The following is a 13,519-nucleotide window of genomic DNA, read 5'->3' on the forward strand; positions in this document are numbered from 1 at the left end:
GACACAAGAGCGATTGGAACAACGGTCCGTTCGCGGAGCGTCCTCACGGAGCACAACGTTTGTCCGACTCCAAAAACAAGGGATGTCCCAAGTAGCCATTTCATGGCTTTTGGGACAGCCCCTTTCGTCTATAACTCTTAAATCATTTCTCACATCAATTTCGTTGCATGATTCCAGCCAATGAGGTAGCATAATTTAGACATTCTTCGCTCTTGCACAACCGAAGAATTATTCTTTTTAAGGAGAGTGGCAACGATACCTACGATATTGGTTGCTGACGACGATGCGAACATTCGCAAACTCATCTGTTTATTTTTGCACAAAGACGGATTTGCAACGATAAACGCCGCAGACGGAAAGGAAGCACTGGCCATCTATACCTCCACGCCAGTCGATTTGGTCATTCTTGATATTATGATGCCGGTCATGGACGGTTGGGCATTATGCGAGGAACTTCGAAGAGCCAATCCTGATCTTCCGTTACTAATGTTGACGGCAAGAAGCGAAACCTGGGAGAAAGTACAAGCATTCCAGCTCGGGACAGATGACTATTTGACGAAGCCATTCGATCCGCTTGAGTTGATGGCTCGCGTCAAGGCACTGTTGAAAAGATACCGTATAGGTTTAACGCAGACCATCCAGTTAGGCAACGTCATTCTGAACCGGCAGACTTATAAAGTCATGAGAGGTACAGAGTCGTTCACCTTGCCGCTTAAGGAGTTCGAATTATTGTATAAACTTGCTGGATTACCGGGACAAGTCTATACGCGGGAGCAATTAATCGATCAAGTTTGGGGGATTAATTATACTGGCGATGATCGAACGATAGACGTGCATATTAAACGCCTACGCGAACGTTTCGCGGCTATCTCCGATTTTCGTATCGAAACGGTGCGCGGACTTGGCTACCGGCTTGAGGTGCAGGAGTGATGAGTTCCTTATATACACGCGTAGTCCTGACCTTTCTGGTCTCCGTGATCGGGGGCACAATCATTGCTTTTTTTGCTGCAACCTGGATATTTCAAGATAAATTAAACGAAAACCTGCAACTCACCTTGCTTGACTTTGGCCAGGATATCGTCCGCATCTACGAGACATTGCCGTTACCTGAAGCAGAAATATTTATAAGTGAAATGAAGCAACTCAATTCCTACCACATTCGAATCTATAAAGCAACGGATCAATTCCAATCCTTCGGAGAACTTAAAGGACAATATCCTTTCCCGGTGACTACGGAACAAGTGAAGAAAGTGCTGGAGGGGGGAAAGGTCCAAGTCAATGGGATTGATACGATCTTCTTGGGATTGCCGATAAAAACTGAAATGGGCAGCAAAGCCATGTTTGTAGAGCCCCTCACTTCCTCTTCCACCTCATTTTTCATCAAGTTTGTTGTAACTTTTTTGATTTGTTCGTTAATAGCAGGAAGCCTATTGATTCTAATTTCCGCGATGTTTCTGGTGAGACCGATCAAAAAGCTGACAGAAGCGACCCGGCTTATAGCTGCTGGAGATTTCAACATCAAGCTTAATATTAAACAAAAGGGTGAGATAGGTACTTTGGCTCGTAGCTTCGAAGAAATGATGCACGATCTACAGCGGCTTGAGCAGATGCGCAGGGAATTCGTGACAAACGTGTCCCATGAAGTTCAGTCTCCGCTCACTTCCATTTCCGGTTTTGCTATAGCGCTCAAGCAGGTAGACCTTCCGGATGACGAACGAAGCGGTTATCTCGATATTATCATCACTGAAACTGCACGAATGTCCAAAATAAGTGATAGTCTGCTAAAGCTGAGTTTGCTTGAATCTCATTCATTGCAAATGCGGCTCTCCACACTCAGTCTGGATGAACAGATCAGACGAGTAATCGTCGCTATTCAACCCCAATGGTCAGCCCGCAACATTCAGTTCGATCTTGATTTGCAGCCCACCAAAATCACGGCCGATCATGACCAGCTAAATCAGGTGTGGACCAATATCCTCAGCAATGCCATCAAATTTTCCAAGGATGGTGCCCGAATTAGCGTCAGGATCAAACAGAATATCAAGAACGTGACCGTCCGCATATCGGATTCGGGTATTGGTATTCTCCCGGAAGACCAAAAGCGTATATTTGACCGATTCTTTAAAGCTGATCGTTCCCACAGCCAGAAATATGAAGGCAGCGGTATGGGACTGGCTATTGTAAAGCAGATCGTATCGCTTCATCAAGGGGACATCCGGGTGGAGAGCGAATACGGAAGAGGAACGACCTTCATAGTCATCTTGCCAATCACAACACCTGCAGGGTAATTGGATTTCATGCCTTCTCTAGGCTACGACACCATGTATAAACCTTCTTGCATGTGATGATGCAAACTTTTTTGGCCTGTTCATCCTACGTTCATGTTGTAGTCATTAGGGGGACATCTTGGTTGGTTATACTGTCTTTAGCGCCCCCGTTAAGGTGGCCTAACATAATGATGAAGACAGGAGTAGATGCGAGAGTGAAACCAGGAGAGGTAACAAAGATGAGTATGGGGACAACAAGAAAAAGAATTACTATAGCTGCTGCGACTCTCATGCTGACGATACTTGCTCCAATGTCTGCAATGGCCGCACCGACTGCCATGAATAACAACAGCAATCTTACGTATGAGACAACGAAGAACAACGTGATCGAAAAAGCCAAATTACTGACCGAGACGTACGGGACGACAAGTCTGCAATATGCGCTCATCGATGGTGGAGAGATTGTGGTCTCCGGTCAAACGGGCAAGAATGATATCAACGACAAGGTACCGCTTACTTCGAATACGATCTATGGCATCGGTTCAACCAGTAAAATGATGCTTACAGCCGCTGTAATGAAGCTCGTTGACGAAGGTAAGATCGATTTGGATGTGCCTGTTGTGAACTATATGCCTGACTTTACAATGAAAGATAACCGATACAAACAGATTACACCCCGTATGTTGCTGAATCATTCCTCTGGTCTTCTGGGCACCTCAACCAGCAATGCCACACTGTACGGAGATAATGACACGTATTCACATGATACGTTTTTGGAGCAATTGGCGATTCAACACCTGAAGGCAGATCCCGGCGCATACTCAGTTTACAGCAACGATGGCTTTACGTTAGCCGAGATTCTGGTTGAAAGAGTTAGCGGTATCAGCTATACCGCATATATACACAACTATTTTACGGAGCCTTTGGACATGAACCATACCAAAACACCACAGGATATGCTTGATCCGGCAGAAATGGCGGGAATCTATTCCCCTTTTTATAAAGGACAACTTCCAAAAGAGAATTATAATGTCCTCGGTACTGGAGGTCTGTATTCCACCGCTGAAGATCTGGTCAAATTTTCACGAATCTTCACGGGAGAAGTTAAGGGTATTCTTTCAAGTAAGTCGGTAAAAGCCATGGCACAAGAAGAGTATAAAAGAGGCATGTGGCCTAAGGATAGCGATTCGCTTATGTCTTACGGATTAGGGTGGGATAGCGTGAACTTGTTCCCATTCAACGAATACGGTATTCAGGCCGTTATAAAAGGAGGAGATACGTTATCTTATCATTCTTCATTAGTGGTGCTTCCAGGATATAACATGGCTGCAGCGGTTATCTCTTCAGGCGGGTCAAGCATAACCAATCAATTCATTGCGAATGAATTATTACTCAGCGCACTTGAAGAAAAGGGCATGATTACAGAACGGAAGCCGGAAAAATCATTTGGCGTGCCAGTGAAGGCAAATATGCCTAAGGAAATCTCCAAGTATGCAGGTATATATGGTGGCAATAATTCGGTTACGAAGATCAATATAAATACGGCCGGACAAATGACTATATCCTCACTCACAGCTCCGAGTAATCCGGTTCAAAAATACACATATACTGCGGATGGTAATTTTGTTAACGACGAAGGTACAGAAAAGTTAAAATTCGTTGTGGAGAAAAATGGGAGTACCTACCTGTGGTCTCGATCCTATATATCCGTTCCAGGACTCGGACAGCTGGCTTTCTCAGAATATAATGCGGAGAAGCTTACAGCCAATACATTATCCAAGGAGATTAACGCTGCATGGGCAAAGCGCGATGGTAAAAAATATTATCTGGTGAATGAGAAATACACATCAATGCTCTATCTTAATGCTACATCGATCCTGCCTATTCATATGAATAAAGAGAATCCAGGGTATATGTCCAATAATAAGATTATTGGAGCCAACGAAGCAGCCAATCGATTGCAGATTCCTGGTACTGCCGGACGGGATACGATGGACATTCATTTCTCCAAAAAGAACGGAGGAGAGTATCTTACATTTTCAGGTTATGTATACGCCAGTGAGGAAATGGTGAAACCAATCTATTCGGGTAAACAATCCGCAACAACCATCCAAGCAGATGGATATGCCAAATGGTTTTCGGTACCAGCTACTGTGAAAGGAAAAGTCATGACCGTGAAGATGCCTGCAAATGGGGGATTTGCGGTATATGACCAGACAGGTATTTGTATTAATCACAGCGTGGTCAGCGGTAAGAATGAAGTTGTCTTACCAGAAAACGGCCGTATTGTATTTGCAGGTGAGGCTGGCTCCCAATTTGAAATTTTATTAAAAAAGTAAAATGAATGGATTACAAACGGCTGTACAACATACAAAGTCAACAGGAGAGAACCATCATGATGAAAAAAATATTAATCATTTTGCTCAAAATATTCGGAGCCATAGTTATTGCTTCTGTATTATTTATTGCCACTGTTTTTATTATTAATGTATTTAGTAACAAATCGGAGGAAGGGAAAATAAAACCCTATGGCCAGTTTGTAGCGGTTGACGGGAAAAACATGAATGTGTTGATTCAAGGAAAAGGCGAAGAAACGGTGGTATTGCTTCCCGGATATGGAACACCAGCTCCAGCCCTTGATTTTAAACCGTTAATTGATGAGCTATCTCCCTTATACAAAGTCGTCGTAATTGAGCCTTTCGGTTATGGATTAAGTGACTTAACTGAAAAAGAGCGTACCACTGAAAATATGGTTAGTGAAATTCATGAAGCTTTACAGCAACTTAATATTCATCGGTACACGCTCATGGTTCACTCCATTTCAGGGATTTACGGACTGGATTATGTGAACAAATATCCAAACGAAGTCAGTGCGTTTGTCGGAATTGAAAGCAGCGTTCCAACACAAGGCGGTACGGACGATCCATTCCCGGCAGGAACGTATAAACTGCTTAAAAAATCAGGGTTCTACCGCTTGTTAATGAAACTGGCCCCTGACCAACTGCTTGCACCCGACGTTGATGATGAAACCAGAGAACAAATTAGAATGCTTTCACTCAAAAATACGTTTAATCCGAACAACCTGAATGAAGGCGAAAATTTTGGTCCTAATTTCAAAGCAGCTGAGAACTTGTCCTTCCCCAAAGAGCTTCCTGTTATTTTCTTTTTACAAGCGAATGATACCGAAACGGAAAATTGGATACCTCTTCATGACGAGCAAATAAAAAACTCAGTACATGGAAAAGTGATGACATTTGAAGGAGAGCACTATTTGCACTATACCCGATCCAAAGAAATCGCGGAAAATTTCAGGAGATTTATGAATGAAATAAAATAAAAGATATCAATGAGTACCAAAAAAAGACACGTCGTCCATGGATTTGGATGAGGTGTACTTTTTTATGTCCGTACTATCGAAGCCGATAATCCCTAAATTTACTCCTTATCAACCGTTCTTCGCTCCTTTGGTTCCGAACTCTTGAATTTTTACATTCACCTTAACTTCAACCGGCATCTCGCTAAATTCTTCATCCCAATCTTCTTTCAGCTTATTCCATATCCTAGGATTTTCAATTCTGACTTTTGTTCCAAAACCTGCTACATCTACTTTGAGGCTCTTTTGCATTTTGGAAAGTGTCTTCCCAACCGATTCCCTTATGGATGCTTCTGTTGCTTGTTCTGCTCTCTTTATCAATTCTGATTTAAATGCATTTCCGGGATCCACCCAATCTTCCCGTAGCTTTCCTACTGTATGTATCTTCACTTCAAAAGAAATGTGGTTTCCTTTGAATTTAGGTTTGATTTTGCTTTTTATAGTTCGAATTTCATAGACAATAGCTTCCCCACTCTTCGGATCTGTACCCTTTACGATTCCGTTTTGCCTCTTTTCTCCTTTCAATATATTCAATCCTGCAACTTCCTCTTCATCTAACCATCCGATCATTTTAGCCAAGCTGCCTTTAATCACAGCTCCCCCTGCAGATTTGACGCCCGCGTCTGTAGTTTCTACACCAGGAACAATGAAGCTCGTCTTTCCCGTCAATTTTTCCGATATATCGCCTAATTTCGATTCGCTCGGCATGGTCAAGGAGGTTTTGTAATTATCCGATAATGCTCTTAATAACAAAGCAGGGTTCGTGGAGATCCCACGCTTTTCAAATATATCCTTGGCATTCCCTTCATCTATTACTACACGAATGGAGCGTCTAGTGTCCGTATTGCGTAATACAAAATTGGTAATCCGTTTTAAATCGATATCCCTTGCTAACGCCTGGCTAATTACAATGATCCTCAAATGTTCATAAGAGGGAGGGCGGTCAGCTCGTGTCGACATTTCACGAATGTTTTTTAAAACAGTATCTCCTTCGCTAACGAGATTGATGTAATCCTTTTGCGAAGTTCCAGTATCGCTAGCGGCAAATTGTTTCGGAACGGCAAACTGATGAAGCATGGAAATCGATTGATGATTGCTTTCCTTCTCATCCGATTGATCAAGTCCGATGCCAAGCACAATCCCGACTTCTTCAATCTCCTTTCGATCCCAACAACCTGTAAGGAAAACCAGTAAAAGGAGAAGTGTATAGATATAGAGGGTCTTATCCGTTCTCAAGGCCAATCCTCCTTAGCTTGGCGATAACCCATAAGCACGGCACCATGATTGCGGTAATGAACAGAACTGTTTTCCCAAGAAAATCACCAACAGCAAATACGCTATTTAAATCGCTAGGAAACATCGCAACGAGATAAATAACCGGTAAACTGGCATATGTGAATGCCCGATGCTTCTTACGAAAAATCTGACCCAGCCCGAGAGACCCTGCATACTGATACAGGACAAATGACGTATACATCGAGATTACCCAAAGAACAGAGAACAAAGATTCATACCTTTCGAAGAACCCACCCGGTAGTTCAATGTTCATCGCTACAGACATTGTTGGCCACGTTAAAGTTTTCACTTCATCAACGGTTAATGTAGCTATGGCAATCACTACGACCAAAGTATACAAGGGAATAACCAGCGCAATACCACCAAGTACCGTTTTCATCGCTTTACGCGGTTCTTTCATCAAAGCGGTGAAAATAAGCATAATTTCGAAACCGGCGAACGAAAAGATAGAAGGTTTGATTCCTTTCAATACAGGCGTCATTCCTTCCCCTAGCACCGGACGAATGTTGACTAATTCGACGTCTTTCAGGCTGAATATTATTAACACCAGTAAAAATATAATAACCAATGGAAGAAATAGCTCGGTTAGACGTGCAATTGGATTTATTCCCCCTACTGTGAGATAAGTTCCCAAACTCAAAAAAACAATCATTATTACCTCTATTGGGGTCTTATCTAATAAATACATGTGGATCACTTCTCCCATAAAACGGAGGGAATAGCCTGATCCAATAATATAATAGAGGCTTAGGAAGATCGCGAGAGCTTTGCCCAGTAGCTTTCCTGCGACCCTTTGACTATATTGGTAAATAGTTTGACCGGGAAATCGCTGACTTAATTTTACAATCATATATCCGGCCAGCATCGCGAGTAAGCCGCTTAAGACCACGGAGATCCAACCGTCGGGGGTTCCAACTTCCTGGGATATTCCTCGTGGTAAGACGATAATTCCTGTTCCGATCATACTCTTGGATACAATCATGAAGGTTTGTGAAGCCGTTATTTGATCCTTTTGATCTGCATCCATAACTATTCTATCCCCTTATTCCGCTATTGGCGAGTGCGGTCCTGTGCTTTGTTCATTTCCGGGCGCCGTTTCAGGATTCTGGTGGGTAATCTTATGAAGGAATCTTTCCAATCCTTTGGAAGGAGGGGGGTGAATGGAGACATATAATACACTCCAAAGCTCTTTAGTTTAACAAGATGAACCGTAATAAGGATATAAAATAATATAATCCCATACAAGCCCAAGACTGCAGCCGAAATCATCATTGCAAATCGAAGGATCCGGACCGCAATCCCAGCTCCATACTGCGGAAAAGCAAAAGAAGAAATTGCAGTCAAAGCAACCACAATAACCATAATAGGACTCACGATGGCTGCCTGTACGGCAGCTTGACCAATAACTAACCCTCCTACGATACCAACGGCCTGTCCAATAGGCTTTGGCAAGCGAAGTCCTGCTTCTCGGAGGAGTTCTAGCGTAACTTCCATAATTAACGCTTCTATAATCGAGGGAAAAGGAACTCCTTCTCTTCCAGCGGCGATGGAGATAACTAGTTTCGCAGGAATGAGCCCGTGATTATAGGAAATTAGTGCAATATAGAGCGCTGGCAGAAATAAGGCAATAAATGCGGCACCAGTTCGCAAAATGCGGATTAATGAAGCCGGAAGCCATCGTTCATAGTAATCTTCGGGTGAAGTCATCAATATGTTAAATGTGACAGGAACAATCAATGCAAAGGGTGTCCCATCTGTCATCAAGACAACACGTCCCTGCATTAAAGCACTTACCACCCGATCGGGTCGTTCCGTATTTTGAGCCTGCGGAAATGGAGAAAGAACATTATCTTCGATCAGCTGTTCAATTTCTCCCGATTCCAGAATCACATCAATATCGATTCTCTCGACACGTTCCTGTACTTCCTTTACTAATTCGGGGTTGGTTAATCCTCTTATATACATTAGGGACAGGTTCGTTCTTGAACGGCGCCCGACAGTATAGTTGATGATCGTGAAGCCAGGGTCCTTGATGCGTCGACGAAGCAGAACTGTACTGCTACGAAGGTTCTCAACAAAACCATCCCTTGGTCCGCGTACGACTGCCTCGGTAAGAGGTTCTTCTATGGCTCTTTCTTTCCCTTCGGTTAGACCCAGGATAAAGACATTAGCAGTACCCTCCATGAATAATGCGGCGTTTCCAGATAATACTTCATGTACGCAATCGTCAAGGCTGAGAACTTCCTTAACTTCTGCACAACAAACAACAGAATCCATGATGCTGTTGTTCAATGCATTCACATTGATGTTTTGTGGATTAAGTATTCCTTGATCCTGCATCAACGGTTTAATTACCTGTTCAACTAAAGCCATCTTATCCACCAAACCATCAACATAAACAACAGCCGCATTCCACTTTAATGGACCAGCTTTAAACTGACGAAATAAAACATCTGAGTTATGCCCGATTATTTCTTTCATCGCCTGCAAATTATGATTCAGTTCAGCTGTAAACGGAATGGATGATGGTTGAGATATTTCTTGCTTTATGAAACTTTTTTGGGCCTTCTCTTTTGGATTAATGCCCAACCAGCGGGAATTCCCCCTACTTCCTCTTTCCAACCAATGAAATACTCTTGATACTCCAAATGGAAAAGCGAAGGAGAAAAAAGCGCCTAACCAGATGTCCGGTTTAATAAGATAAGCCATGACCTTATACAGCATGATGATGGTCTCACCCTTTCATGGGAATCAAGAAATTCCATTCTTGCTAAATTAGCATACCCATTCTTACTATATTAATTCGGTTGCTTATTCGTTAAGAGCTCGCGATTTGTTAAGCATTCTTTCCTTCATTTAATAAACGCTTTAGCAAACGAAGTCCTTCATTCAACTCAGTGATATCGTTGGGAGAAGTCAGCGAAATTCGGACGAACTGACTGGACTCGTCCTTTTTAGTAGAGAAACGGTCGGAGTGATACACCCGAATGCCATGTGCCAATGCGCTCTCTTCAAACTGCCGCTGCCCGTGATGCCCGGATAACGGAAGCCATCTAAAAAAGCTGAATGGATTTTCATGCGGATTGCAGATTTGGAAATACTGTTGAAATAGGTTGTTGCGTTCCTTAGCGATAGCGATCTTCTCCTTAACAATCCTTTCTGCGTTTCCCGTATGAATTAATTCAGTGATAACTTCAGCATTTAAGGCAGACGTTTTGATGTTCATGTTGAAAATCGCGTACGTCAGTTTCTCTTTAAAAGAGTTAGCGTACGCTAGAAAAGCCACACGTATCCCGGAGCTGAGCGACTTGGCTATGCTTGAAATGTAGAGAAAATTGTCCGGTACCCAGTGAGAAACAGGCAAATAGTGAGGGGCAAGGAACGCATAGATGTCATCTTCTATGAGTAAAAGATTGTTTCTTTTTATCACATTTGCGATTTCTTGTCTGCGCTTCGTATCCATCATGACGGCTGTGGGGTTGTTGCATGATGGGACTAGATAGATGCCACGAATTGTATTCATTCCACAGGCCGTTTCCAGGCGATCCGGCAGCATCCCCCAATCATCTCCTTCAATCGGAACAAGCTGAATGTTCAATATATTCGCCAGCTCGATAAAATTCGGATAAGTATACCTGTCTACGGCTATTTTATCTCCAGGATGAAACAAAGACGCCAAAATCAGCGTCAGTGCATTCTGACCTCCAGATGTGATGGCAATGTTGTCTACATGAACGTCCAGCGAAAAATTCTGTATCCATTTCCTAGCAGCCATTCTGTGATAAGGCATACCCAGCGGATGACTGTAATCCAGCAGGTTCTGCAAGTAGTCTTTTCCGGCAATACTTCTAATGGTATCTGCAACCATCGTGTTTGAGCTGTCCAGCGGTTTAATGATTCCCATTTCGATATACTGGTTATGTTCTAAATGCTCTTCCAGAAAAATAGCGTTACGAACATTGGGAGTAACAAACGTACCTCTGCCTATCACTGCATAAATCAGCCCTTTAACTTCACATATCTTAAAAGCACGCGTAATGGTACTCAGATTCACATCCAGATAATCCGCTAGTTCCCGTTGAGGCGGCAGCTTGGTATCCGGTGCCAGAAAGCCATTGATAATGTCATACTCAAGCAGAGTGGCAATCGAACGGTAAATAGGGGGCACAAGCTTCTTACGCTCCGGCGTCCAGCTCATCGGGTAATTTTCAAATGAATTTATCGGCATAACATCCTCCAAAGATTGTATTGCATACAATAATACCATTGAAGCCATACAATTTACAGTGTACAGTAATTCATATCAATAACTTATGATCAGGGGGAATACAGATGAAATGCTATGTAGTAGATGCATTTGCAGAGAAGGTTTTTGAGGGGAATCCTGCCGGTGTATGCATTATGGAGCAATGGATATCCGATGAATTAATGCAGCAAATTGCTTCAGAAAATAACCTTTCCGAAACAGCTTTCGCCGTCAAAGAAGAAGATCACTATCGTCTAAGATGGTTTACACCTGCTGAAGAAATTGAACTTTGTGGTCATGCCACTCTGGCTACCGCTTTTGTTATCGCCAACTACTATGAACCTGATGTTGAACAATTTACTTTTCACAGTTTAGGTGGGGAATTGACGGTCATTAAAAAGAATGAATTGTATGAGATGGATTTCCCAAGCCGGATGCCGGAACCGTTCACATTCACTCCTGATATGGTAGAGGCTCTTGGTGTAACCCCTCTCGAGACCTATCTGAGCAGAGACCTGATGTTCGTATTGGAGACTGAAGATCAGGTTCGAAACCTGAAACCGGACTTCTCCAAATTGAAAAATTTACCAGATGGATTAGGAGCAACGGTAACCGCTAAAAGCACTCAATATGATTTTGCGTCCAGGAGCTTTTTCCCAAAATTGAATGTGAATGAAGATCCTGTATGCGGTTCAGCACACTGTAACCTTATCCCATACTGGGCAGAACGTTTGGGCAAGCAGAGTATGGTAGCAAGACAGCGGTCCAAGCGTGGGGGTACCCTTTACTGCCAGCTGCAAAAAGACCGTGTGAAAATCAGCGGAACGGCTGTTCTTTACTCCATAGCTGAACTGCAAATCGATTAACCCTCTTGAGAATATATGAGCAATCCAATATAAAAAAAGGCCTTATCCTACTGTTTGCCGCAACTCTATTCATTTGCATGGAAAGCCGATCTTTTTCTTTTTTTAGGTCACTATGTAAAAAGCCTTGAATCCATCCTTAGTAACAAATCATTTGTTAACCTCTTTCATAGCGAATCAAGGAAATCATTGCCCATATTCCCAAAATGGGACCGATGGAAAGTGCTGAAAATGCCCATTTCCACCCTACTATGTTCACTAGGACAGGAATGAAGTATATCGAAATGATGGTAACTGCAAACCCAATAGCCATTTGAAACGTTAAACTTGTTCCCAGGCTTTCTGGTTTTGAAAAGTCTGCGACTAAAGCTGAAAATTGGGCAGAATCTGCAATAATCGCCATGCCCCAAATGGAGGCAACGCTAACGGTTATCCAAATTGGAGCGTTGAATGTAAAGCCAATCGTTAGGGAACAAAGTGAACTAATCAGCAATGCGAGTATGGAGAGCCGCTCTTTTCCTATTTTTTCAGAAACCCATCCTCCAACTACAGAACCGACATAACTTCACGGCTATAGGATAAATACTAGCCATCGCTATACCAGTAAAGAAACGCAAAATCAATCCCGTGGTAGTTCCTGAGCTGAGTGAAAACAAACCATTTACAATGGCCCCAAATACAGAAGCAATTGCAAAGATGTGTCTTGGATCGAAACGATCCGAAATACCCGACAAGGCTATGACCACTGCCCCGATAATAAATCCGATCTGTACAGATGTGGTCATCCAAGAGCCTGACAGCATCCATCCCCCATTCCTTTTCCAATTGAGGAAGTACTGCTGAAGCACTAAACCAAAGGCTTAAAGCAAACAATTCGGCCAGAGCAATCCAAAAGAGCGCAATCCATTTGTAACGACTTATATGATTACTATTTCTGGAGCTTGAGCTAGATCCCGACATAACCCTTTCCACCCTTTAATCCTATTTTGAAAAACAGAGATTTGTTGCATAATGTCTACGAAAAACAAGCGGCAGAATCTCTATTGAGATATCTGCCGCTGTCATCTAGGAATTAGAACCTGTCATGTAGCCTGAAGCACAATAAGGTATTACTCCCGCCAATTCGTCAGGTCCGTGTGTTATATTCCTCAACTGCACGTTGCAGAAATTGTTCAATCTCTTCCCGCGATTTACGCAATTTGTTGACATAGCGGGTAAGCTCACTGCCGTCAGCGTAGGCAACAAAGCTTGGAATACCCAAGATGTTTTGTTCTTCACTCACTGTGCCTACATGGTCTACATCCACCTCGATGAGATTCAGATCCTTTGCGAATTCCCCTTCAACATCTGGCATGAATGGATCAATGAACTTACAGTCCCCACACCAGTCTGCTTTAAACACAGCAACCGTGAGTTTTGGGGAGTTAATCGCTGAATCAAATTCTGACTTCGATGAAACTTTTCTCATATTAGC

10 protein-coding genes and 1 pseudogene are annotated in these 13,519 nt (G+C 42.9%); 5 read left to right on the forward strand and 6 right to left on the reverse strand.

Going from position 1 to position 13,519, the window contains the following annotated elements:
* Nucleotides 1–255: 255 nt before the first annotated feature.
* The 4 genes from A3844_RS03975 to A3844_RS03990 all read left to right on the forward strand — a co-directional run bounded on the left by A3844_RS03975 (nt 256) and on the right by A3844_RS03990 (nt 5,604).
* A complete protein-coding gene (locus tag A3844_RS03975; protein WP_074085744.1) occupies nt 256–930 on the forward strand; it encodes a response regulator transcription factor in 675 nt (224 codons plus the stop codon).
* On the forward strand, nt 927–2,288 hold the full coding sequence (locus A3844_RS03980) for a sensor histidine kinase (RefSeq protein ID WP_074102394.1): 1,362 nt from the start codon (nt 927–929) through the stop codon (nt 2,286–2,288). The genes A3844_RS03975 and A3844_RS03980 overlap by 4 nt, the downstream gene beginning before the upstream one ends.
* Before the next feature lie 170 nt (nt 2,289–2,458).
* Nucleotides 2,459–4,606, forward strand: a complete 2,148-nt coding sequence (locus A3844_RS03985) for a serine hydrolase domain-containing protein (protein ID WP_083606687.1) — start codon at nt 2,459–2,461, stop codon at nt 4,604–4,606.
* 56 nt (nt 4,607–4,662) lie between these two features.
* Entirely contained in the window at nt 4,663–5,604 is a 942-nt protein-coding gene (locus A3844_RS03990; protein WP_083606677.1) for an alpha/beta hydrolase, read from the forward strand.
* A 108-nt stretch (nt 5,605–5,712) separates the two neighbouring features.
* Here the strand turns inward: A3844_RS03990 and A3844_RS03995 are convergent, their stop codons facing one another.
* The 4 genes from A3844_RS03995 to A3844_RS04010 all read right to left on the reverse strand — a co-directional run bounded on the left by A3844_RS03995 (nt 5,713) and on the right by A3844_RS04010 (nt 11,176).
* Nucleotides 5,713–6,876 (reverse strand): Ger(x)C family spore germination protein, encoded by a 1,164-nt coding sequence (locus tag A3844_RS03995; RefSeq protein ID WP_167374624.1) that lies wholly within the window; start codon nt 6,874–6,876, stop codon nt 5,713–5,715.
* Nucleotides 6,863–7,963 carry a GerAB/ArcD/ProY family transporter gene (locus A3844_RS04000; RefSeq protein ID WP_074102397.1) on the reverse strand — a complete coding sequence of 367 codons (1,101 nt, stop codon included), beginning with the start codon at nt 7,961–7,963 and terminating at the stop codon, nt 6,863–6,865. The genes A3844_RS03995 and A3844_RS04000 overlap by 14 nt, the downstream gene beginning before the upstream one ends.
* A gap of 23 nt (nt 7,964–7,986) precedes the next feature.
* Nucleotides 7,987–9,660 carry a spore germination protein gene (locus tag A3844_RS04005; protein WP_083606678.1) on the reverse strand — a complete coding sequence of 558 codons (1,674 nt, stop codon included), beginning with the start codon at nt 9,658–9,660 and terminating at the stop codon, nt 7,987–7,989.
* Between the two features lie 112 nt (nt 9,661–9,772).
* Nucleotides 9,773–11,176 carry an aminotransferase-like domain-containing protein gene (locus A3844_RS04010; protein ID WP_244169674.1) on the reverse strand — a complete coding sequence of 468 codons (1,404 nt, stop codon included), beginning with the start codon at nt 11,174–11,176 and terminating at the stop codon, nt 9,773–9,775.
* 92 nt (nt 11,177–11,268) lie between these two features.
* On the opposite strand from A3844_RS04010, the gene A3844_RS04015 reads away from it, so the two are divergent.
* Nucleotides 11,269–12,048 (forward strand): PhzF family phenazine biosynthesis protein, encoded by a 780-nt coding sequence (locus A3844_RS04015; RefSeq protein WP_074106686.1) that lies wholly within the window; start codon nt 11,269–11,271, stop codon nt 12,046–12,048.
* A 154-nt stretch (nt 12,049–12,202) separates the two neighbouring features.
* Here A3844_RS04015 and A3844_RS33340 read toward each other — a convergent pair.
* A pseudogene (locus A3844_RS33340) lies at nt 12,203–12,592 on the reverse strand (MFS transporter); the annotation flags it as partial.
* A 579-nt stretch (nt 12,593–13,171) separates the two neighbouring features.
* Nucleotides 13,172–13,513: a thioredoxin family protein gene (locus A3844_RS04020; RefSeq protein ID WP_074106687.1), complete on the reverse strand. Its 342-nt coding sequence runs from the start codon at nt 13,511–13,513 to the stop codon at nt 13,172–13,174.
* Nucleotides 13,514–13,519 lie beyond the last annotated feature (6 nt).

The organism is Paenibacillus helianthi (assembly GCF_001909055.1).
Taxonomy (GTDB): domain Bacteria; phylum Bacillota; class Bacilli; order Paenibacillales; family Paenibacillaceae; genus Paenibacillus_AQ; species Paenibacillus_AQ helianthi.